Origin of the sequence: Trinickia sp. NRRL B-1857, assembly GCF_050470685.1 — a bacterium.
In the GTDB taxonomy this organism is placed as follows: Bacteria; Pseudomonadota; Gammaproteobacteria; order Burkholderiales; family Burkholderiaceae; genus Trinickia.
The window spans coordinates 2,187,970-2,207,539 of the sequence record NZ_JBFLUK010000001.1 but is presented as its reverse complement, the minus strand read 5'-3'; the positions used below and the strand labels follow the sequence as shown (position 1 = coordinate 2,207,539).

At 63.3% G+C, this 19,570-nt stretch carries 25 protein-coding genes; 20 read left to right on the top strand and 5 right to left on the bottom strand.

Features of this window, described 5'->3' with window-relative positions:
• Positions 1–101 precede the first annotated feature (101 nt).
• Both AB1286_RS09790 and gpmA read right to left on the bottom strand, forming a co-directional pair.
• Positions 102–1,652, bottom strand: a complete 1,551-nt coding sequence (locus AB1286_RS09790) for a S41 family peptidase (RefSeq protein ID WP_430363094.1) — start codon at positions 1,650–1,652, stop codon at positions 102–104.
• 207 nt (positions 1,653–1,859) lie between these two features.
• Positions 1,860–2,606 carry a 2,3-diphosphoglycerate-dependent phosphoglycerate mutase gene (gene gpmA, locus AB1286_RS09785; protein ID WP_430363093.1) on the bottom strand — a complete coding sequence of 249 codons (747 nt, stop codon included), beginning with the start codon at positions 2,604–2,606 and terminating at the stop codon, positions 1,860–1,862.
• Between the two features lie 125 nt (positions 2,607–2,731).
• Between gpmA and AB1286_RS09780 the strand changes: the two genes are divergently transcribed.
• The 5 genes from AB1286_RS09780 (at position 2,732) to AB1286_RS09760 (ending at position 5,679) form a co-directional block, all read left to right on the top strand.
• On the top strand, positions 2,732–3,142 hold the full coding sequence (locus AB1286_RS09780) for a rhodanese-like domain-containing protein (RefSeq protein WP_430363092.1): 411 nt from the start codon (positions 2,732–2,734) through the stop codon (positions 3,140–3,142).
• Positions 3,143–3,154: 12 nt separating this feature from the next.
• Positions 3,155–3,415, top strand: a complete 261-nt coding sequence (grxC, locus tag AB1286_RS09775) for a glutaredoxin 3 (protein WP_430363091.1) — start codon at positions 3,155–3,157, stop codon at positions 3,413–3,415.
• Positions 3,416–3,568: 153 nt separating this feature from the next.
• Positions 3,569–4,045 (top strand): protein-export chaperone SecB, encoded by a 477-nt coding sequence (secB, locus tag AB1286_RS09770; RefSeq protein ID WP_430363090.1) that lies wholly within the window; start codon positions 3,569–3,571, stop codon positions 4,043–4,045.
• Positions 4,046–4,068: 23 nt separating this feature from the next.
• Positions 4,069–5,097 (top strand): NAD(P)H-dependent glycerol-3-phosphate dehydrogenase, encoded by a 1,029-nt coding sequence (locus AB1286_RS09765; protein ID WP_430363089.1) that lies wholly within the window; start codon positions 4,069–4,071, stop codon positions 5,095–5,097.
• Positions 5,098–5,124: 27 nt separating this feature from the next.
• Positions 5,125–5,679 (top strand): O-acetyl-ADP-ribose deacetylase, encoded by a 555-nt coding sequence (locus AB1286_RS09760; protein ID WP_430363088.1) that lies wholly within the window; start codon positions 5,125–5,127, stop codon positions 5,677–5,679.
• On the opposite strand, the gene trmL is transcribed toward AB1286_RS09760, so the two are convergent.
• Both trmL and AB1286_RS09750 read right to left on the bottom strand, forming a co-directional pair.
• Positions 5,652–6,122: a tRNA (uridine(34)/cytosine(34)/5-carboxymethylaminomethyluridine(34)-2'-O)-methyltransferase TrmL gene (gene trmL, locus AB1286_RS09755; protein WP_430363087.1), complete on the bottom strand. Its 471-nt coding sequence runs from the start codon at positions 6,120–6,122 to the stop codon at positions 5,652–5,654. The genes AB1286_RS09760 and trmL overlap by 28 nt on opposite strands.
• A gap of 19 nt (positions 6,123–6,141) precedes the next feature.
• Positions 6,142–6,804, bottom strand: coding sequence for a ComF family protein (locus tag AB1286_RS09750; protein WP_430365029.1), 663 nt, complete (start codon positions 6,802–6,804; stop codon positions 6,142–6,144).
• A 225-nt stretch (positions 6,805–7,029) separates the two neighbouring features.
• On the opposite strand from AB1286_RS09750, the gene AB1286_RS09745 reads away from it, so the two are divergent.
• From AB1286_RS09745 to AB1286_RS09710, 8 genes are all read left to right on the top strand, one after another.
• Positions 7,030–7,989 carry a methyltransferase domain-containing protein gene (locus AB1286_RS09745; RefSeq protein ID WP_430363086.1) on the top strand — a complete coding sequence of 320 codons (960 nt, stop codon included), beginning with the start codon at positions 7,030–7,032 and terminating at the stop codon, positions 7,987–7,989.
• 287 nt (positions 7,990–8,276) lie between these two features.
• A complete protein-coding gene (locus AB1286_RS09740) occupies positions 8,277–8,753 on the top strand; it encodes a DUF2244 domain-containing protein (protein ID WP_430363085.1) in 477 nt (158 codons plus the stop codon).
• Positions 8,754–8,792: 39 nt separating this feature from the next.
• Entirely contained in the window at positions 8,793–10,166 is a 1,374-nt protein-coding gene (gene coxB, locus AB1286_RS09735) for a cytochrome c oxidase subunit II (RefSeq protein WP_430363084.1), read from the top strand.
• A 34-nt stretch (positions 10,167–10,200) separates the two neighbouring features.
• Positions 10,201–11,808: a cytochrome c oxidase subunit I gene (gene ctaD / locus AB1286_RS09730; protein ID WP_430363083.1), complete on the top strand. Its 1,608-nt coding sequence runs from the start codon at positions 10,201–10,203 to the stop codon at positions 11,806–11,808.
• A 103-nt stretch (positions 11,809–11,911) separates the two neighbouring features.
• Positions 11,912–12,043, top strand: coding sequence for a cytochrome oxidase small assembly protein (locus tag AB1286_RS09725; protein ID WP_430363082.1), 132 nt, complete (start codon positions 11,912–11,914; stop codon positions 12,041–12,043).
• Between the two features lie 30 nt (positions 12,044–12,073).
• Positions 12,074–12,682 carry a cytochrome c oxidase assembly protein gene (locus tag AB1286_RS09720; protein ID WP_430363081.1) on the top strand — a complete coding sequence of 203 codons (609 nt, stop codon included), beginning with the start codon at positions 12,074–12,076 and terminating at the stop codon, positions 12,680–12,682.
• 38 nt (positions 12,683–12,720) lie between these two features.
• Positions 12,721–12,915 (top strand): DUF2970 domain-containing protein, encoded by a 195-nt coding sequence (locus AB1286_RS09715; protein WP_430363080.1) that lies wholly within the window; start codon positions 12,721–12,723, stop codon positions 12,913–12,915.
• 95 nt (positions 12,916–13,010) lie between these two features.
• A complete protein-coding gene (locus AB1286_RS09710) occupies positions 13,011–13,868 on the top strand; it encodes a cytochrome c oxidase subunit 3 (protein ID WP_430363079.1) in 858 nt (285 codons plus the stop codon).
• A gap of 177 nt (positions 13,869–14,045) precedes the next feature.
• Here AB1286_RS09710 and AB1286_RS09705 read toward each other — a convergent pair whose 3' ends face one another.
• Entirely contained in the window at positions 14,046–14,255 is a 210-nt protein-coding gene (locus tag AB1286_RS09705) for a twin transmembrane helix small protein (RefSeq protein WP_430363078.1), read from the bottom strand.
• On the opposite strand from AB1286_RS09705, the gene AB1286_RS09700 reads away from it, so the two are divergent.
• From AB1286_RS09700 to AB1286_RS09670, 7 genes are all read left to right on the top strand, one after another.
• Positions 14,254–14,400, top strand: coding sequence for a hypothetical protein (locus AB1286_RS09700; protein ID WP_430363077.1), 147 nt, complete (start codon positions 14,254–14,256; stop codon positions 14,398–14,400). The genes AB1286_RS09705 and AB1286_RS09700 overlap by 2 nt on opposite strands.
• A gap of 1 nt (position 14,401) precedes the next feature.
• Positions 14,402–15,106, top strand: a complete 705-nt coding sequence (locus AB1286_RS09695; protein WP_430363076.1) for an SURF1 family protein — start codon at positions 14,402–14,404, stop codon at positions 15,104–15,106.
• 115 nt (positions 15,107–15,221) lie between these two features.
• Positions 15,222–15,779 (top strand): SCO family protein, encoded by a 558-nt coding sequence (locus AB1286_RS09690; RefSeq protein ID WP_430365028.1) that lies wholly within the window; start codon positions 15,222–15,224, stop codon positions 15,777–15,779.
• 33 nt (positions 15,780–15,812) lie between these two features.
• Positions 15,813–16,922 (top strand): COX15/CtaA family protein, encoded by a 1,110-nt coding sequence (locus AB1286_RS09685; RefSeq protein ID WP_430363075.1) that lies wholly within the window; start codon positions 15,813–15,815, stop codon positions 16,920–16,922.
• Between the two features lie 4 nt (positions 16,923–16,926).
• Entirely contained in the window at positions 16,927–17,832 is a 906-nt protein-coding gene (cyoE, locus tag AB1286_RS09680) for a heme o synthase (RefSeq protein WP_430363074.1), read from the top strand.
• Between the two features lie 6 nt (positions 17,833–17,838).
• Positions 17,839–18,450, top strand: a complete 612-nt coding sequence (locus AB1286_RS09675) for an SCO family protein (RefSeq protein ID WP_430363073.1) — start codon at positions 17,839–17,841, stop codon at positions 18,448–18,450.
• A 208-nt stretch (positions 18,451–18,658) separates the two neighbouring features.
• Positions 18,659–19,468, top strand: coding sequence for a MetQ/NlpA family ABC transporter substrate-binding protein (locus AB1286_RS09670; RefSeq protein WP_430363072.1), 810 nt, complete (start codon positions 18,659–18,661; stop codon positions 19,466–19,468).
• Positions 19,469–19,570 lie beyond the last annotated feature (102 nt).

Genomic DNA, 19,570 nt, shown 5'->3' with positions numbered 1-19,570 from the left:
GAGTGGACTTGCGATGGCGCCGAGGAGGCGGCGCCTTCGCCGGTACCCCCTTCGCGCTGGGCGCGGCAGGGATGGGCGAAGGCCGGCCGGATACGGCGGGGTTACTTGCTTGGAGCGGACGCGGCAGGCGCGGGGGCGGCCGACGATGCCGGCTTGACCGCGACGGGGGCCGACGCCGAGCGCGGCGGCTTGTTCTCCGCGAGCTTGCGCTCCATGATCGACTTCGACAACTGCACTTGCTTGCCTTCGAGCTTGTTCAGCGCCTGTTGCAGCATGAAGTCGTCTGCCGAGCCGAACTCGATGGGCTTGCGATCGCGTTCCTTCTCGCGCTGCTCGGGCGTGAGCTTGTCGTTTTGCTCCTCGAGCTGCTGCAATTGCAGCATACGATCCTTCTCGCGCTGTTCCTCTTCCTTCTTCTCGTTCGGATCTTGCGTATTGGCAAGGTGGTTCGAGTAGTCGACTTCGCGCGTGACGAGCGCGTCGTCCGGGTCGCCGTTCGCGTATTGATCGACGGGAACGTCGGGGCGGATGCCCTTGTTCTGAATCGAACGGCCGCTCGGCGTGTAGTAGTAGGCCGTCGTCAAGCGCAGCGCCGTATCGGACGTGAGCGGACGCACCGTTTGCACCGAGCCCTTGCCGAACGTCGTCTTACCCATGATCAGCGCGCGGTGCTGGTCTTGCAGCGCCCCGGCGACGATCTCGGAGGCCGATGCCGAGTAGGCGTTCGTCAGCACGATCATCGGCACGGATTTATAGACGTCGGGCAGGTTCTTCAGCGGATCGGAGTCGAACGACGGCAGACGATAGTTATCGTACGTGTCGCGATAGATCTGCTTCGAATCGGGAATCTGGCCGTTCGTCGAGACGACGACCGAACCGGCCGGCAAGAACGCCCCGGCCACGCCGACGGCGCTTTGCAGCAGCCCGCCGCCGTTGTTGCGTAGATCCACCACGAGGCCCTTCAGGTTCGGCTGCTCGCGGGCGATATCTTGCAACTTCGCCGCCAAATCGGGCACCGTGCGTTCCTGGAAGCTCGTGATGCGGACGTAAGCGTAGCCGGGAGCGACGACCTTCGACTTGACGCTTTGCACGCGGATGATCGCGCGCGTGACGGTGACCGGGAACGTACGGCTATCCGTTTTGCGGAAGATCGTGAGCGTGACCTTCGTGCCGGGCTCGCCGCGCATTTGCTTGACCGCTTGGTCGAGCGTCATGCCGCGCACGGGCTTGTCGTTGATGCGCGTGATCAGATCGCCCGGACGCAGGCCGGCGCGGAACGCGGGCGTATCCTCGATCGGGGAAATGACCTTGATGAGGCCGTCTTCCTGCGAGATCTCGATGCCGAGACCCGCGAAACGGCCCTTCGTTTGTTCTTGCAGCTCTTGATAATCCGTCTTATCGAGATAGGAAGAGTGCGGATCCAGGCTCGAGACCATCCCTTTGATCGCTTCGGTCAACAGCTTTTTGTCGTCGACCGGCACGACGTAGTCGTGTTTGATCTGCCCGAACACCTCGGCGAAAAGACGCAACTGATCGAGCGGCAGCGGCGTCGTGGTTTGCTGCTGCGCCGCGGCGGAAAATTGCAGCGTCGCGAAGACGCCGGTGGCGAGGCCAGCGGCGATCAAGCCGATGTTCTTGAGTTTCGTGCGCATAGAGTCTGGTGCGTTCGGGAAACGGGGGGTGAGCGCTGTGGGCGAAGGACGGTCAAGTATAACTGCTCGTGGGCGAAGCGCGGGCCGGCGCCGCCGTGAGTGCGAAGATTGGACCCGCGCCGGGCCGATCGGTTCGTCTTAGGCGGGCGCGCCCGGGCGGCCGGTTGCCGCCTCGGGGCGCGGTTGCCGCGATTGAAGCGGCGCGCGTTAGCCGGCTTTGCCTTGTTTCGCGACGGCGGCTTGCGCTTTCGCGATCGCCTCTTGATCGCCGAGGTAGTAGTTGCGGATCGGCTTGAGGTTTTCGTCGAGTTCGTAGACGAGCGGCACGCCGTTCGGGATATTGAGCCCGACGATGTCGCTGTCCGAGATCCCGTCCAAATACTTGATCAGCGCGCGCAGCGAGTTGCCGTGGGCGGCGATCAACACCTTCTTGCCGCTCTTGAGCGCGGGCGCGATCGATTCGTTCCAGATCGGCAGCACGCGGGCGACCGTATCTTTCAGGCATTCGGTGAGCGGCAACTCGGCGCGCGGCACTTTCGCGTAGCGCGGGTCGTCGTAGGACGCCCGCGGATCGGTCGGCTCGAGCGCGGGCGGCGGCGTATCGTAGCTACGGCGCCACACCAGGACTTGTTCGTCGCCGTACTTGGCCGCCGTTTCACCCTTGTTCAGGCCGGCCAGCGCGCCGTAATGGCGTTCGTTCAGGCGCCACGAGTGGACGACCGGGATGTACATGAGATCCATTTGGTCTTGGACGTGCCAGAGCGTGCGGATCGCCCGCTTGAGCACCGACGTGTAGGCGATGTCGAACGTGTAGCCGGCTTCCTTCAGCAGCAACCCGGCTTGGGCGGCTTCGCGGTTGCCTTGCTCGGTGAGGTCGACATCGACCCAGCCGGTGAAGCGGTTTTCCTTGTTCCACGTCGATTCGCCGTGGCGGATGAGAACGAGCTTGTACATGAGGTTCGTCGGTCGGTAGTGAGGAAGCGCGGCGCGCCGGCGACCTGGCCCGAACGGGGCATCGCCATCGCGTCAATCTATTATTTTATAATGTTCCGTTGCCCAAACACTTTTGGCGGATTCTCGTGACGTTTTTTACCGATTACACCAACCTCGTCCTGATCGCCGCGCTCGTCATTTCGGGCGCCTTGCTGCTATGGCCGACCATTGCCGGGCGCGGCCGCGGCGGCATCTCCGCCGCAGAAGCGACGCAGCTCATCAATCGCCGCAACGCGATCGTCGTCGACGTTCGCCCAGCCCCCGATTACACGGCCGGCCATCTCCCGGCCGCCCGTCACGTCGCGTTCGACGAGCTTCAAGCAAAGATCGGCCAAATCGCGAAGAATAAGGCTACGCCGGTATTGCTCGTTTGCCAGACGGGGTTGCAATCGAACAAAGCGTCGCACATCGTTCAGGCGGCGGGCTTTACCGAAGTCCACGTGCTGCAAGGCGGGTTGAACGCCTGGCAGCAAGCCGGCATGCCGGTCGTCAAGTAAAGGAGTGCGAGAGTGAATTCCGTCGTCATGTACAGCACGCAGGTCTGCCCCTATTGCCAGATGGCTGAACGCCTATTGAGATCGCGTGGCGTGCAGCATATCGAAAAGATCCTGATCGACAAGGATCCGGCCCGGCGCGAGGAAATGATGACGCGCACTGGGCGTCGGACCGTGCCGCAGGTGTTCGTCGGCGATACGCATGTCGGCGGCTATGACGATTTGTCCGCGCTCGATCGCGCCGGCGGCTTGATGCCGCTGCTGGGTCAGGCGTAAGCAAAGGCCGCGCGGCCGGTTGCTCGGCCGCGCCGTTCGTTTTCCCGTCGCGGTACCCAAACATTCGCGCACGCATTCACGCGCAAGCACCACACGCACCTCGGCGGCGGGTTTGCTCGACTGCCGCCGAACCATCCACCCATCGGAGTCACCATGTCGGACCAGAACAATCAGCCGTTCTTCAACATCCAGCGCGTCTATCTGAAGGACCTGTCGCTCGAGCAGCCGAATTCGCCCGCGATCTTCCTCGAGCAAGACATGCCGGCTGTCGAAGTCGAGGTCGACGTCAAGGCTGACCGTCTTGCAGAAAGCATCTTCGAAATCCTCGTCACCGGCACGGTCACGGCCAAGGTGAACGAGAAAGTCGCGTTCCTCATCGAAGCCAAGCAAGCCGGCATTTTCGATATCCGCAATATTCCGGCCGAACAGATCGATCCGCTCGTCGGCATCGCCTGTCCGACGATCATCTTCCCGTATCTGCGTTCGAACATCGCCGATGCGATCACGCGTGCGGGCTTCCCCCCGATCCATCTGGCCGAGATCAACTTCCAGGCGCTCTACGAGCAGCGCCTTGCGCAGTTGAGCGCGCAGCAAGAAGGCGGCGCGGCGGCGAACGCCACGCAGCATTGAGCCAAACGAGAGCGGTGCCGGCCATGAAGGTCGCTGTCCTAGGGGCCGGGGCGTGGGGCACCGCGCTCGCGGCGCATCTCGCGCTCAAGCACGACACGGTGCTTTGGGCGCGGGATCCCCTGCTTGTCGCCGAGTTGGCGGCCAAGCACGAAAACGAGCACTACCTGCGCGGGGTCGCCTTGCCGGCGGCGCTGCGCTACGAGACGCATCTCTCGACCGCGCTCGCGCATGCGGCCGACGATCGGTCGCTCGTGGTCATCGCCACGCCCGTCGCGGGGCTGCGCGCCCTGTGCCGCGCGATGCGCGACGAGGCGCATTGCGTTGCCGCGCATCTCGTTTGGGTCTGTAAAGGGTTCGAAGCCGATACGCAGTTGTTGCCGCATCAGGTGGTCGCGGCCGAACTTGCCGGTCATCCGAGCATCGGTGTGCTGTCGGGCCCAAGTTTCGCGCGCGAAGTGGCGTCGGGCTTGCCTGCGGCGTTGACGGTCGCGAGCACGTCGGCCGCTTGCCGAGAGCGCACGCTGGCGGCCTTCCATCATGGCGCAATGCGTATCTATACGGGCGACGACGTCGTCGGCGTGGAGGTGGGCGGCGCGGTGAAGAACGTACTGGCGATCGCAACCGGCATCGCCGACGGCCTCGCACTCGGGATGAATGCGCGGGCAGCGTTGATCACGCGCGGGCTCGCGGAAATGTCGCGGCTCGGCGTCGCGCTCGGGGGGCGTCCCGAAACGTTTACCGGGCTGACCGGGCTCGGCGATCTGATTCTTACAGCCACGGGCGACTTGTCGCGCAACCGCACCGTCGGGCTCCAACTGGCGCAAGGGCGCACGCTCGACGATATTTTGCTTGCGCTCGGTCACGTGGCCGAAGGGGTGCGCTGCGCTAAAGCCGTGCTTGCCATCGCGCAATCGCACGGCGTGGACGTGCCCATCACGCAAGCGGTCTGCGCCGTGCTGTTCGACGGAGTGGCACCGCGCGCCGCCGTCGACGCGCTCCTACGCCGCGACGCGCGCGCCGAATCGTTCGGCGCCAAAGGGGCGGCAGGGTAGTCGAGCGGCGGGCAAGGAGAGGTTGCCATGACCATGCTGGGCGGATGCCGATTGGAGGCATGCGAGACCGATATCACGACGCTCGCCGTCGATGCCATCGTCAATGCGGCGAATAGCTCGCTGCTCGGCGGCGGCGGTGTCGACGGGGCGATTCATCGCGCGGCGGGGCCAGAGTTGCTGCGCGAGTGCGAGACCCTCGGCGGTTGCGCCACGGGCGACGCGAAACGCACGGGCGGCTACCGGTTGCCGGCGAAATTCGTCATTCACGCGGTGGGCCCCGTCTGGCACGGCGGCGATCGCGGCGAGGCCGAGCAGTTGGCGTCGTGTTACCGCCGCTCGCTTGCGCTCGCGCATGAAGCCCGATGTACGAGCATCGCCTTTCCTGCCATTAGCTGCGGTATCTATCGCTTTCCCGCCGAGCAAGCGGTGCGCATTGCCGTACGAACGGTCGTCGATGCGCTACCGGCGTCGTCGAGCTTGACCCAAGTCGTATTCGCCTGCTTCGGTGAGCCGATGCTGCGTTTGTACGAGCACGAACTCGATCGAGTGGCCTGTCAGGCGCCGCCTTCGAATCCCATCTGACGCCACGCCTCGAATACGACGATTGCGACCGTATTCGACAAATTCATGCTGCGGTTGCCCGGGCGCATCGGCAGCCGCACGCGCTGCTCCGCCGGGAACCGTTCGAGTAGCGCCGCGGGCAGGCCGCGCGTCTCGGCGCCGAAAATAAACCAGTCGCCGCTTCGGAAGCTCGAGTCGTGGAAACGGCTCGAGCCGCGCGTCGTGAAGGCGAACATCCGAGCGGGATCGGGCGCCTCGCTCGCGACGAGCGCGTCCCAATTCGCGTGAACGCGCATTTGCGCATACTCGTGATAGTCGAGGCCCGCGCGGCGCATCTTCGCGTCGTCGAGAGGAAAACCGAGCGGCTCCACGAGATGAAGCCGCGCGCCGGTGTTGGCGCAAAGGCGAATGACGTTGCCGGTGTTCGGCGGAATTTCGGGTTCGACGAGAACGACGTTGAACATAGCTTCGGTGGTACTGAGGTCAATCTTGTGGGGTGCGCAGCGCGACGAAATTGGTCACGCGGCGCGCACCCGCCGTTTTCAATAGGCGTGCAGCGGCCTCTAGCGTGGCGCCGGAGGTCATGACGTCGTCGACGAGACCGACGTGCAGCCCGCTAACCGCCCGCGTGACGCGAAAGGCCGTTGCAACGTTGCGCCGGCGCGCGTCGCGATCGAGCCGCGATTGCGGCGCGGTATCCGAGGTGCGCCGCAAGAGCGCCGCCTCGGCCGCGACGCCAAGGGTACGCGCGAGCGGACGCGCGATCTCCCAGGCCTGGTTGTACCCACGAGCGACGAGCCGCGCGTGAGCCAGGGGCATCGGCACAATGACGTCGGGCAAGTCCGCGTCGCTGCCATGATCGCCGGCCAGCCTCGCCAAGCGGCGCCCGAACTCCTGAGCCACGGCGAGGCGAGCGCGAAACTTCAGACCCAGCGCGAGCCGTTCCAGCGGCGGACGGTAATCGGCCAGCGCGAGCGTTGCGTCGAACGGCGGCGGCGTGCGGACGCAGGCGGCGCAGCGAAATCGGGCGGCGCCGGCACGCCGTGCGCGCAACCCGGGCAAGGGCAGCGCACACGCTAGACAGCGCGAACGTGCTTCGTTCCAATACGCCGCGTCGCAGATGCGGCAAATCGGACCTTGCGACATTGTGCCGCATGAAAAGCCGCAGAGCAGGCACGCGCGGGGTAGCAGTGCACCGGCAAGGCGCCCGGCGAGCCATATAAGCGCCGGGCATAGGCGGGTCGGGCCGTCGCCGTTTGCGCCGCCGGCATTTCCTGAGAGCGGGCTGGGTGCAATCGCCATGAGCGCCTTCCTCGCTGGACGGATCGAAGCGAGCGAGTATACTTCGGGCTCCTCGCACGTTTGACCGTCATGTCTCTCACACCCGCAAAGTCTGGCCGTCCGGCCTACGATTCCCGACTTGTGCGGCGGATCTTCGATCGCCGCGCAGCAACGTTCGGCGACGTGGCGTTCCTTGCGCGCGAGATCGCGCAACGCATGCGCGAGCGGCTCGACTATATCAAGGTGCGCCCGACGCGCATGCTCGATGCGGGTTGCGGCTTGGGCGACGATTTGCCCGCGCTGCGCGAGCGCTTTCCCGAGGCGCCGCTCGTCGGCGTCGATCTTTCGTATTCGATGCTCGCGGGTGCGCTGCCGCAAGCGGGCGCGGATGCCGGCTGGCGTCGCTTGTTGCCGGCCGCGCTCCAGCGTTCGCTCGGCGTGCGCGGCCCGCGCCTCGCCCAGGCGGATTTCGCGGCGTTGCCGTTTGCGCCCGGCGCATTCGATTTCATTTGGTCCAACTTGGCGCTGCATTGGCATTCGCGTCCTGACCTCGTGTTGCCCGAGTGGCAGCGCGTGCTTGAGCCGAACGGTCTGCTCATGTTCAGCACACTGGGCCCCGATACCCTGCGCGAGCTGCGCGGCGCCTATGCGGAAATTGAAGCCGCGCATGGTTTGCCCGGCCGCGCGCACGTGATCGACTTCGTCGATATGCACGATTTGGGCGACATGCTCGTCGAGAGCGGGTTCGAGATACCCGTGATGGATCAAGAGACGCTGACGATTACCTACAAGTCGCCGCAGTCGCTGCTCGCCGACGTGCGCCGCTGGGGCGCCTATCCGCACGCGCGCGACACGGCCGGCCCGATGCGCGCCCGGCGCTTGCATGCGGCGCTGCTCGAGGCGTTGGAGGCGCGCCGCCGTGCGGACGGCACGATCGCGCTTACGTTCGAGGTGATCTACGGCCATGCGTGGAAAGCCGTGCCGCGCCAAACGGCGGACGGACACGCGATCGTGCGGGTGCAAGACATCGGGCGGCGGCGGCCAACGTAAGCGTCGCGCCGGTGCGGTGCCAAAAATAGCAGGCTGCGACGCTTTGTCGCGGATCGTAAAGTTGTGATCCGTTATGGTCGAAATCACGGGGCGGGACGGCGCGCAAAAAAAGTAGCCGAAACCGCGCAAAGGCTTGTCGCGCTTGGCTTGCAGCCCGATAGTCGTTTGCTTGTGGATGCCATTGAACGCGCCTATAATGCGTCAGTTTGTCGCCCGGAGTTCCCCACATCCGGCGTGGCAGGCCCCGAATAGCGCGGTGTGTTTGACGGCATGCGCGGGAGGCGGCGATGGGAGCGACAACCCTGCTGACGGATGCGGAGCCGGTCCTTCGAGACTGGCTGATGAAGCGCAATTGTGCGGTTTCGCCGCGGCAGTTCGTTTGGTTCTATGCGTCGTTGGCGTTGTTTTCGGTGGCGATTGCGCTGTTGCTGGTCGTGTGCGGTGCATGGCCTGTGCTGCCGTTCACGGGCATCGAGTTGCTGGCGGTCGGCGCCGCGTTTGTGGTTCATGCGCGCCATGCGGTCGACTACGAGCGGATCCGGCTCTATCCGAACCGTCTCGTGATCGAGCAGATGAGCGGGCAGCGGTTGACGCAGTACGAATTCAATCCGCGTTGGGTGCGGATCGAGCGCGGTGTATCGCCGCGCGATCCGATCAAGGTCGTGTCGCGCGGGCAAGCGGTCGTGGTCGGCGTGCATCTCGCGCAATATCGGCGCGCGTCGTTCGCAAGCGAGTTGCGTGCGGCGCTGACGCGATGCGGTTGAGGTGACTCGAGCCGAACGTCGAGCGGGGTGAGGGTTTGAATGGAAATTTTGGGTAAGGAAGCTATGAAAACAATCAAGCGAGCCCTCATGGGCGTGCTGGCGTCTTGCGGGCTGCTCAGCGCGCATGCCGCCTTGGCAGTCGGCGATAGTCCGGGCGGCCCCGCCGTCAACGAGATCAATTTCCAGCCGCCCGTGACGAAAATCGCTGAAGAGCTCTATCACCTGCACATGATGATGTTGCTGCTGTGCACGGTGATCTTCATCGGCGTCTTCGGCGTGATGTTCTATTCGATCTTCATGCATCGCAAGTCGAAGGGACACAAGGCCGCGAATTTCCATGAAAGCACCACGGTCGAAATCATCTGGACCATCGTGCCGTTCATCATCGTCGTATTGATGGCGCTGCCCGCCACGAAGACCGTCGTCGCGATGAAGGACACGAGCAATGCCGATCTGACGATCAAGGTCACCGGCTATCAGTGGAAGTGGGGCTACGACTACATCAAGGGCCCGGGCGAAGGCATCAACTTCTTCTCCACGCTCACCACGCCGCGCTCCGAAGTGAACGGTCAGGCGCCGATCAGCGATACGTACTTGCAAGAAGTCGATAACGCGCTCGTCGTGCCGGTAAACAAGAAGATCCGCATCATCACGACGGCCAACGACGTCGTCCACTCCTGGTACGTGCCCGCGTTCGGCGTCAAGCAAGATGCGATTCCCGGCTTCGTGCGCGATACCTGGTTCAAGGCCGAGAAGGTCGGTACGTACCGCGGCTTCTGTACCGAACTGTGCGGCAAGGAACACGCGTTCATGCCGGTGGTCGTGACGGTGCTCTCGGACGACGACTACGCCAAGTGGGTCGACGACCAAAAGAAGAAGATGGCCGGCGCGAACGACGATCCGAATCGTACCTACACGATGGCCGAGCTCATGCAGCGCGGCGGCGAAGTCTATAAGTCCAATTGCGCGGTCTGCCACCAGCCCACGGGCAAGGGTGCGGGCGCATTCCCGGCGCTGGACGGCAGCAAGATCGCCAACGGTCCGATCGCGGGTCACGTCAGCATCGTGCTGAACGGCAAGAATGCGATGCCGAATTGGGGCAAGACGCTGAACGACGTCGAGATCGCCTCGGTGATCACGTTCGAACGCAATTCGTGGGGTAACCACACGGGCGACATCCTGCAACCGCGTCAGGTGGCGGATGCCCGTAACGGCAAGATGCCCGAAGGCGGCGATCACCTCTCGGGCGCGGCTGCCGCGCCGGCCGGTGCCAGCGGCGCGCCCGCGGCGAGCGGCGCGCAGGCAGCGAGCGGACCGACGGCATCGACCGGCGCGAAGGGCGCCGTGACGGCCAGCCGGATGGCTAAGGGACAGCCGGAAGCGGTCGCTGCCCGCACCGCTCAAGCGGCTTGACGTGTCGCCGCACTAATTGCACTAGGAGATTCTCATGTCTAGCATCGGACACGATGTAGCCGCGGGCCATGGTCACGACGACCATGCGCACGCCACGCCGCACGGATGGCGGCGGTGGCTGTTCGCCACCAATCACAAGGACATCGGGACGATGTACCTGTTGTTCTCGTTCACGATGTTCCTCGTGGGCGGCGTCGCGGCGTTGATGATTCGCGCCGAGCTGTTCGAGCCGGGCTTGCAGATCATGCGTCCCGAGTTCTTCAACCAGCTCACCACGATGCACGGTCTCATCATGGTGTTCGGCGCGATCATGCCGGCGTTCGTCGGCTTCGCCAACTGGATGATTCCGCTGCAAATCGGCGCGGCCGACATGGCGTTCGCGCGGATGAACAACTTCAGCTTCTGGCTGCTGCCGGTCGCGGCCGCGCTGCTCGTCGGTTCGTTCTTCGCGCCGGGCGGCGCGACGGCCGCCGGCTGGACGCTGTACGCACCGCTGTCGACGCAGATGGGCCCGGGCATGGACTTCGCGATTTTCGCGGTCCACATCATGGGCGCGTCGTCGATCATGGGCTCGATCAACATCATCGTGACGATCCTGAACATGCGCGCGCCGGGCATGACGCTCATGAAGATGCCGATGTTCGTCTGGACGTGGCTCATCACGGCTTACCTCTTGATCGCGGTGATGCCGGTGCTCGCGGGCGCCATTACGATGGTGCTGTTCGACCGCCACTTCGGCACGTCGTTCTTCAACGCGGCCGGCGGCGGCGACCCGGTGATGTACCAGCACATCTTCTGGTTCTTCGGGCACCCCGAGGTCTACATCATGATCTTGCCGGCGTTCGGGATCGTGTCGCAGGTGATCCCGGCGTTCTCGCGCAAGGCGCTGTTCGGCTATAGCTCGATGGTGTACGCCACGGCGTCGATCGCGATTCTCTCGTTCATGGTCTGGGCCCACCACATGTTCGTGACGGGCATGCCGGTGACGGGGCAGCTGTTCTTCATGTACGCGACGATGCTGATCGCCGTGCCGACGGGCGTGAAGGTGTTTAACTGGCTCGCGACCATGTGGCGCGGTTCGCTGTCGTTCGAATCGCCTATGCTGTTCGCGATCGGCTTCCTGTTCGTGTTCACGATGGGCGGCTTCACGGGTCTGATGCTGGCGATGGCGCCGCTCGACATCCAATACCACGGTACGTACTTCGTCGTGGCCCACTTCCACTACGTGCTCGTCGCGGGGTCGCTGTTTGCGCTCTTCGCGGGCTGGTACTACTGGTCGCCGAAGTGGACGGGTTGGATGTACAACGAGACGCGCGGCAAGATCCACTTCTGGGCGTCGATGATCTTCTTCAACCTGACGTTCTTCCCGATGCACTTCGTCGGCCTGGCCGGCATGCCGCGTCGCTATGCCGACTACCCGGCACAGTTCACGGATTGGAACCAAGTGATATCGATCGGCGCGTTCGGCTTCGGTCTGGCGCAGGTCTACTTCCTGTTCGCTGTCGTGCTGCCTGCTTACCGCGGCGCCGGCGAACTCGAGAAGGCTTCCGACAAGCCGTGGGACGGCGCGACGGGCCTCGAGTGGACGGTTCCGAGCCCGGCTCCGTTCCATACGTTCGAAAACCCGCCGACGGTCGAGTAATCCGATCGGCCGATGGTTGCCGGCTCGTTGCGAGCCGGCGGCCTTGGCCGCGAAAGCAAGGCGAGGGCGGTGCGCCGTCCTCGCCTCAGTAACGAAATTGACGATGAACCACCCACAAAAAAGACGAACGCCTGAGCGCATGCGCGCAGGCAATCTGCGGCTCGCGATGATTCTGCTTGCGGTTGTCGCCGTCTTCTTTGTGAGTGCCGTTCTGCGGCAGTGGTTGTCGCATTGAGCCGTGCGCTCGGCGCATAGCGAGGAAAAGATGTCGACGCCCACTCCGCGCGGCAGCGATTGGACGCTGAACCGTTCGATGCTGATCAAGCTCGTCGTGATGGCGGCGGTGATGTTCGGCTTCGGTTTTGCGCTCGTGCCGCTGTACCGCGCGATCTGCAATATCACGGGGGCGAACAGCCTCGTGAAGCGCGACGTGACGGCGGCCGGTGCGAAAAATACGCAGGTCGACATGAGCCGTACGGTTTCGGTGGAGTTCGACGCGAACGCGCGCGGCGCGCTGTCGTTCACGCCGGAGCAAAACGCGTTCGATGTGCATCCGGGCGCCGTGACGGTCGTGAAGTACCGCGTGACGAACGGCCAAAACCGCACGGTGCAGGCCCAGGCGATCCCGAGTTACGCGCCGGCCGTTGCCGGACAGTACTTCGAGAAGATCGAATGCTTCTGTTTCAAGCAGCAAACGCTCGCGCCCCATGAGACGCGCGAGATGTCGGTGGTCTTCTTCGTCGATCCGAAGCTGCCGCGCGACGTAAAGACGATCACGCTGTCGTACACGTTCTTCGAGTTGGGCGTGCAGGCGAGCGGGACGGGTAGCGCGGGGAAGACGGCGCAAGAAGCGGCGCCGGCCGAAGGCGCATGACGGACGAGAGAGCGGAGTGAGGATTGGAGACAAGCGCGATGACTTCCAACGGCAAGAGCAGTTTTGCCAGGACGATGAAGGCGGTCCTCTGGTCGTTTTTCGGCGTGCGCCGGCGAGCCGACCATGAAGCCGATACGCAGCTCAATCCGCTGCATCTGATTGCGGCGGCCATCATTGCGGCGGCCGTGTTCATCGCGGTGTTGGTGGCCGTGGTGCACATGGTGACGAGCTGAGCGATCGCCCCGGCGAAGCAACTTAAAAGCGAAGCGGCGCGGTCATGACGCGCCGACGAATAGCGAAACAATTGGACTGAAGTGGAGAATCAACAATGAGCGGTCAAAACGAGAGCCCGTATTACTTCGTGCCGAATCCGTCTCGGCACCCAGTCACGGCATCTATTGGCGTGTTCGTGATGCTCGGATCGTTGGGCCTGTGGCTCAACGATACGCCCTGGGCTCCGTATACGATGTTCGCGGGCCTGCTGTGGCTGCTCTTCGTGCTGTGGCACTGGTTCGGCGATGCCATCGGCGAATCCGAGACCGGGATGTACGGCAAGCGCGTCGACCGCTCGTATCGCTGGAGCATGAGCTGGTTCATCTTCTCCGAAGTCATGTTCTTCGGCGCGTTCTTCGGTGCGCTCTTTTACGCGCGCATGATCGCGCTGCACGAACTCGGTAGCCTCGACTACAAGCTGATTTGGCCGGATTTCACGGCGGTGTGGCCGAACGAGGGTCCCGCGGCGCTGGCCGGCCACTTCAAGCGGATGGTGCCGTGGCCCGTGCCGACGATCAACACGGCGCTGCTGCTCAGCTCGGGCGCGACGCTCACGGTCTCGCACCACGCCCTGCGCGACGACCATCGCAAGAAGGCCATCGCTTGGCTCGCCGCGACGGTTCTCCTCGGCCTCGTCTTCTTGTTCATGCAGGCGTTCGAGTATTTCCACGCGTATAACGAGTTGAACCTCACGCTGGCTTCGGGCGTCTATGGTTCGACGTTCTTCTTGCTGACGGGCTTCCACGGTTTCCACGTGTTCCTCGGCGGCACGATGCTGACGGTCGTTCTCGTACGGCTCATCCGCGGGCACTTCACCGCCGAACACCACTTCGCATTCGAAGGCGCCGCTTGGTACTGGCACTTCGTCGACGTCGTGTGGCTGGGTCTGTACGTCGTCGTCTACTGGCTGTAATGCAGCAGCAGGCCCGTTCGCCTGGGCGGACGGGCCTTGGTGCATCGCGCGCATGCGCGATCGCGACCGGGATGCAGTACTCGCGCGCCGCCTGCGACTCGATCGAGGCGGCGTTTGTCGTTTTAGGTGGGGTTGCTGCGGCAATGTGCCGCAGCCAAGAAGGTGGATGAGGGCCGTTTAGCGGCCGAGCGGCACGTGGCTGTAATCGATCCAGCCGAGCCAGTGGGCGAGCCACAGGAACAGGAAAAGGGAAATCGACAGCCCGACGCGTGTCGCGAGCGACCAGACCATCCGCTTGGTCTTGCCCCGGTCGTTCATCATGAAATAAAGGGCCGAGACCATACTGGCGATGATGAGGATGAAAGCGACGGCAACGAAAATGTGCATGGAACCAACCGATGTTCGGAATCGAGAAAAAGCAACCGATGCAATTATCGCACCGGCGTCGGACGTGCATGCGGCCGTCGAGGGCCGGATCGCGCGCGTCAATGTCGAGGGGCGGCCGATGATTTCCGATGAGCGGCTCGTCTAATATGAAAATTCGTCTCGTTCCCGCGTTGCTGATTTTGCTCGTCATGGCCGTGACGATCCGGCTCGGATTTTGGCAGCGCGATCGCGCGCATCAAAAAGAAGCGTTGCAGGCTCAGATCGATCGCTACGAACATGCCCCGGCGCAGCCCATCGGCGTGCAGCCGATTGCGCTCGCTTCGATCGAATATCACCGCGTGCGGGCGGTGGGCCACTTCATGCCCGAGCATGTCGTGTATCTCGACAATCGCCCGTATCGCGACCAACCGGGCTTTTATGTCGTGATGCCGTTCGCGATGTCGGGCGGCGGCTATGTGCTCGTGAACCGAGGCTGGCTGCCGCGCAACGCCGACGTGCGCACGACGATGGCGCCGTACCGTACGCCGTCGGGCGAGGTTGCGATCGAAGGCATCGCGCGCGCGAACGCGTCGCGTGCATTCGAACTCGGCGAAGGCGGATCGGCTGCGCATCAACAGATCCGGCAGAACCTGGATGTCGGCGCTTTCGGCCATGAAACGGGTCTTTCGCTCCAACCTTTCGTGATCGAACAAACGAGCGACGACGGCGATACGCTAGTGCGCGACTGGCCGGTGCCCGCGATGGGCGTCGAGACGAATTACGGATACATGCTCCAGTGGTGGGGCATGGCGGCCGCGGCTTTGGGCTTCGGCTTGTACGCGGCCAGGCGTGCCGCGAAAAAAGGCAATTGAGAGGGAGTGACGCTTGTCGATGTCATCTGAACGTTCCCGCGAGGATAAGAAGCGCACCGCCGGCCAACGCGCGGCCCCGTCGTCCAAGCGTGGCTCATGGCTGAGCGGCCGATGGATGGTGCTGCTGATCGCGCTCGTGTGCGCCGCACCGATCATCGCGTCGTATCTCACGTACTACGTCATCAAGCCGAAGGGCGGATCGACGAACTACGGCACGTTGATCGAGCCGCAGCGCCCGATTTCCGCCGCGTTGATCGTGAAGGACGAGGCGGGTAAGACGATGCCGCTCGCGTCGCTCAGAGGGCGCTGGCTTATGATCAGCGTCGATCGCAGCGCTTGCGATCAAGCGTGCGCAACGAAGCTCTACTTCATGCGGCAGATTCGCGCGGCGCAAGGTGGCGAGCGCGAGCGTATGCTCACCGTTTGGCTGCGCACCGACGCCGGCGCCGTGCCCGACGCCATCGCGCATGCCTATCCGGATACCGCCAAGTTCGTGGCCGATCCGGCCGCATTGTCGGCTTGGTTGCCGGCGCAGCCGGGTGCGACCGATCTGGATCACATTTATCTCGTCGATCCGAACGGCAACTTGATGATGCGGTTTCCGAAGAACCCCGATCCGAGCAAGATCAAGGGCGATATCACTCGACTGCTGAAGTGGTCCAGTATCGGCTGACGCGCACGCCGCCGATCGATTGGAGGGTACTCGATGTTCTTGCTGCAACTGGCCGCGACCGGGCTTTGCATCGCGCTGCTTCCTTTGAGCTACGTATGGATCAAGGGCAGCGACGATAAATTTCGCAAGCTCGTCTGGGTCACGACGTTTCTGACGCTCGATCTGATTATGTTCGGCGGCTTTACGCGTTTGACCGATTCGGGGCTCGGCTGCCCGGACTGGCCCGGCTGTTACGGCACCGCGTCGCCGTTTCTCGCCCACGCTCAAATTAGCGCCGCGCACGCGGCGATGCCGAGCGGGCCCGTGAGCATGGTTAAAGCGTGGATCGAGATGATCCATCGGTACTTCGCGATGGCGATCGGCGTGCTCATCGTCGCCCAGACGGCCGGCGCCTGGATCGCGCGCATCAAACGCCGGGCGTTGCATGTTTCGCCTTGGTGGCCCACATCGCTGCTGCTTTTGATCGTGGTTCAAGGCGTCTTCGGCGCATGGACCGTTACGATGAAGCTCCAGCCCGTGATCGTGACGACGCATTTGCTGCTCGGCTTGACGCTGCTCGGTTCGCTCGCGTGGTTTGCCGCGCGGCTTACGCCGTTGCCGGTTTTCGAGCCTGAAATCGCGCGGTACCGCATGTGGGCGGCGGGAGGTCTCGTGCTCTTGATCGCGCAGCTGGCGCTGGGCGGCTGGGTGAGCACGAATTATGCGGTGCTCGCCTGCACCGATTTCCCGACCTGCAACGGTCAATGGGTGCCCCCGATGAATTTTGCGCAAGGGTTTCATCTCTGGCGTGCGCTCGGCATGACCGGCGACGGCGAGGCGATTACGCAAGACGCGCTGGTGGCCATTCACTGGACCCATCGCACGTTCGCCGCCGTCGTCATCGCCTATCTAGCCATCCTCGCTTTCAAACTGCGCCGCTACGAATCGCTGCGGCGTCCGGCCACGGGCGTCTTGCTCGTGCTCGCGCTTCAATTTGCGACGGGCCTATCGAACATCGTCCTTCAATGGCCGCTGCCGATCGCCGTCGCGCACAACGGCGGTGCGGCGGTCCTGCTGTTGCTGGTCGTTGTGCTAAACTTTCGAACCGCTTCCAGCCGACTTGGCCGCGCCGCAGTTTCGCCGCGCGAGGCCGCACCTGCGTGATCCCATGGAAAGCACGACATTCGCCCGTCATCCGGGCTCCCGCATCGCTCAATACCTCGCGCTCACGAAGCCTCGTGTGACGCAACTCGCCGTCTTTTGCGCGGTCATCGGCATGTTTTTGTCGACACCGGGCATGGTGCCTTGGACCGTGCTCGTCGGCGGGACCGTCGGTATCGCGCTGACGGCCGGCGCCGCGTTCGCGATCAACTGTCTCGTCGAGCAAAAGATCGATGCGATGATGCGTCGTACCGCTTGGCGCCCCTCGGCGCGAGGCGAGATCACGACGACGCAGATCCTGCTGTTCTCGGCCGTGCTCGGCGGCGTGGGGATGTGGATCCTGTATGCGCTCACGAACGCGTTGACGATGTGGCTGACGGTCGCCACCTTCATCGGCTACGCGGTCATCTATACGCTGCTGCTCAAGCCCGCTACGCCGCAGAACATCGTGATCGGCGGCGCATCGGGTGCGATGCCGCCCGCGCTCGGTTGGGCGGCTGTCACGGGGCACGTTCCCGGCGACGCCTGGATCCTCGTCTTGATCATTTTCGTTTGGACGCCGCCGCACTTCTGGGCGCTCGCGCTCTATCGCCGCAAGGATTACGAAAATGCCGGGCTGCCGATGCTGCCCAATACGCACGGCGAGCAGTACACGCGCTTGCATATCCTGCTCTATACGGTGATCTTGTTCGCGGTGACGTTGATGCCGTTCGTCTCCGGAATGAGCGGGCTTGTCTATCTCGTCTCGGCGGTCTTGCTCGGGGCTATCTTCCTCGCGTACGCATGGAAGATCTATCGCGAATACTCCGACGCCCTCGCGCGCAAGACCTTCCGGTATTCGATCGTCTATTTGTCGCTACTCTTCGCCGCACTGCTCGTCGATCACTATGCGCGCGGTCTGATCGGTCTTTGACCTCTTATGTTCAAGCTTTCGCTGATACGCGCCTCGCGCGCGATTTTCGCGGCATGCCTCGTCGGCGCCGCGCTCGTAGTCGCCGGCTGCGGTAAGAGCGCGCCGGCGTTCCAAAACTTGGACCTGACGGGGAACAAGCAATTCGGCACCGATTTTTCGATGCCCGATACCGACGGCAAGCTCCGTACGATCGCCGATTACAAAGGCAAGGCCGTCGTGCTGTTTTTCGGCTATACGCATTGCCCGGACGTTTGTCCGACGACGATGGCGGAGCTCACGCAGGCCATGCAGCAACTCGGGCCCGACGCCAAACGGGTGCAAGTGCTCTTCGTGACCGTGGACCCCGAGCGCGATACGCCGCAGGTGCTCTCGCAATACGTGCACGCCTTCGATCCTTCGTTCGTCGGCCTGCGGCCGAACGACGCGCAACTGGCGAAGGTCGCGAAAGATTTCCGTGTCTATTACGCCAAAGTGCCGGGCAAGACGCCGGACAGCTACACGATGAACCATACTGCGGCGAGTTACGTATTCGATCCCTCGGGACAACTCCGTTTGTTCGCCCGCGACGGGCAGGGCGCGCAGCCCTGGGTTCACGACCTGAAATTGCTGCTCGAGTGATCCGCCCTGGCGGCTATCGCGTGAGCCTACGAAAAGCGACCGATTCGGTCGCTTTTTCGTTCCTGCCGTATTGATTCGTCCTCCTAAATGAATTCGCCGCATGGTCCGATCCGCATATGAATATGCGATCAACGTATTTCACTTTGCGAGACGGCTATGACACCATGGCGGCGTCTTCTTATTTTTCCTATAAAGAAAGCGAGATTTTATGCAACGCAGAACGCTTCTTAAGCTCCTCTCGACGGTCGCGGCGGGCGCGGCATTCCTCGCCGGTTCGGCCGCTCATGCGGACCAAGTCGTCAAGGTCGGCACGATCGCAGGTCCCGACGAACAAACCTGGGCCGTCGTGCAAAAAGTGGCGAAGCGCGAAGGACTCGACGTCAAGATCGTGACGTTCAACGACTACGTGCAGCCGAATGCGGCGCTCGATGCGGGCGACCTCGACGCCAACAGCTTCCAGCATCAGCCTTACCTCGACAGCCAAGTGAAGCAGCGCGGCTACAAGATCGTCACAGCCGGCCTGACGTACATCTCGCCGATCGGCATTTATTCGAAGAAGCTCAAATCGGTAAAGGATTTGCAGCAAGGCGCGAAGATCGCGATTCCGAACGATCCGTCGAACGAGAACCGCGCGCTGTTGCTGCTGCAAGCGCAAGGCTTGCTGAAGCTCAAGGCCGGCGCCGGCACGAACGGTAACAGCGCAACCACGCTCGACGTCGCGGACAATCCGAAGAAGTTCAAGTTGCTCGAGTTGGATGCTGCGCAATTGCCGCGCTCGCTCGGCGATGTCGATGCCGCGGTGGTCAACACGAACTACGCGCTGGCGGCGGGACTCTCGCCGACGAAGGATGCGATCGCACGCGAAGACGTTCACAGTCCGTATGCGAATTTGATCGCCGTTCGTGCGCAGGATAAGGACAAGCCGTGGGTGAAAAAGCTCGTGGCCGCTTATCAATCGCCCGAAGTTCGCGCGTTCATTACCACGCAGTTCAAGGGCGCGATGGTGCCTTCGTTCTGAACGATGTGCGCTAGGGAGGTTGCCGGCATGGGCGATATGTCGATGTGGCCTCTCTCCGCGAACGAGAAAAACGTCACGTTCCCGCGTGGCGTTTTTTTATGG

Bases quoted from the DNA above. Each gene is read 5' to 3' on its own strand.
- AB1286_RS09790 (WP_430363094.1), bottom strand. From the start codon at position 1,652: ATGCGCACGAAACTCAAGAACATCGGCTTGATCGCCGCTGGCCTCGCC.
- gpmA (WP_430363093.1), bottom strand. From the start codon at position 2,606: ATGTACAAGCTCGTTCTCATCCGCCACGGCGAATCGACGTGGAACAAG.
- secB (WP_430363090.1), top strand. From the start codon at position 3,569: ATGTCGGACCAGAACAATCAGCCGTTCTTCAACATCCAGCGCGTCTAT.
- AB1286_RS09765 (WP_430363089.1), top strand. From the start codon at position 4,069: ATGAAGGTCGCTGTCCTAGGGGCCGGGGCGTGGGGCACCGCGCTCGCG.
- AB1286_RS09760 (WP_430363088.1), top strand. From the start codon at position 5,125: ATGACCATGCTGGGCGGATGCCGATTGGAGGCATGCGAGACCGATATC.
- trmL (WP_430363087.1), bottom strand. From the start codon at position 6,122: ATGTTCAACGTCGTTCTCGTCGAACCCGAAATTCCGCCGAACACCGGC.
- AB1286_RS09750 (WP_430365029.1), bottom strand. From the start codon at position 6,804: ATGTCGCAAGGTCCGATTTGCCGCATCTGCGACGCGGCGTATTGGAAC.
- AB1286_RS09745 (WP_430363086.1), top strand. From the start codon at position 7,030: ATGTCTCTCACACCCGCAAAGTCTGGCCGTCCGGCCTACGATTCCCGA.
- AB1286_RS09740 (WP_430363085.1), top strand. From the start codon at position 8,277: ATGGGAGCGACAACCCTGCTGACGGATGCGGAGCCGGTCCTTCGAGAC.
- coxB (WP_430363084.1), top strand. From the start codon at position 8,793: ATGGAAATTTTGGGTAAGGAAGCTATGAAAACAATCAAGCGAGCCCTC.
- ctaD (WP_430363083.1), top strand. From the start codon at position 10,201: ATGTCTAGCATCGGACACGATGTAGCCGCGGGCCATGGTCACGACGAC.
- AB1286_RS09725 (WP_430363082.1), top strand. From the start codon at position 11,912: ATGAACCACCCACAAAAAAGACGAACGCCTGAGCGCATGCGCGCAGGC.
- AB1286_RS09720 (WP_430363081.1), top strand. From the start codon at position 12,074: ATGTCGACGCCCACTCCGCGCGGCAGCGATTGGACGCTGAACCGTTCG.
- AB1286_RS09715 (WP_430363080.1), top strand. From the start codon at position 12,721: ATGACTTCCAACGGCAAGAGCAGTTTTGCCAGGACGATGAAGGCGGTC.
- AB1286_RS09710 (WP_430363079.1), top strand. From the start codon at position 13,011: ATGAGCGGTCAAAACGAGAGCCCGTATTACTTCGTGCCGAATCCGTCT.
- AB1286_RS09700 (WP_430363077.1), top strand. From the start codon at position 14,254: ATGGAACCAACCGATGTTCGGAATCGAGAAAAAGCAACCGATGCAATT.
- AB1286_RS09705 (WP_430363078.1), bottom strand. From the start codon at position 14,255: ATGCACATTTTCGTTGCCGTCGCTTTCATCCTCATCATCGCCAGTATG.
- AB1286_RS09695 (WP_430363076.1), top strand. From the start codon at position 14,402: ATGAAAATTCGTCTCGTTCCCGCGTTGCTGATTTTGCTCGTCATGGCC.
- AB1286_RS09690 (WP_430365028.1), top strand. From the start codon at position 15,222: ATGGTGCTGCTGATCGCGCTCGTGTGCGCCGCACCGATCATCGCGTCG.
- AB1286_RS09685 (WP_430363075.1), top strand. From the start codon at position 15,813: ATGTTCTTGCTGCAACTGGCCGCGACCGGGCTTTGCATCGCGCTGCTT.
- cyoE (WP_430363074.1), top strand. From the start codon at position 16,927: ATGGAAAGCACGACATTCGCCCGTCATCCGGGCTCCCGCATCGCTCAA.
- AB1286_RS09675 (WP_430363073.1), top strand. From the start codon at position 17,839: ATGTTCAAGCTTTCGCTGATACGCGCCTCGCGCGCGATTTTCGCGGCA.
- AB1286_RS09670 (WP_430363072.1), top strand. From the start codon at position 18,659: ATGCAACGCAGAACGCTTCTTAAGCTCCTCTCGACGGTCGCGGCGGGC.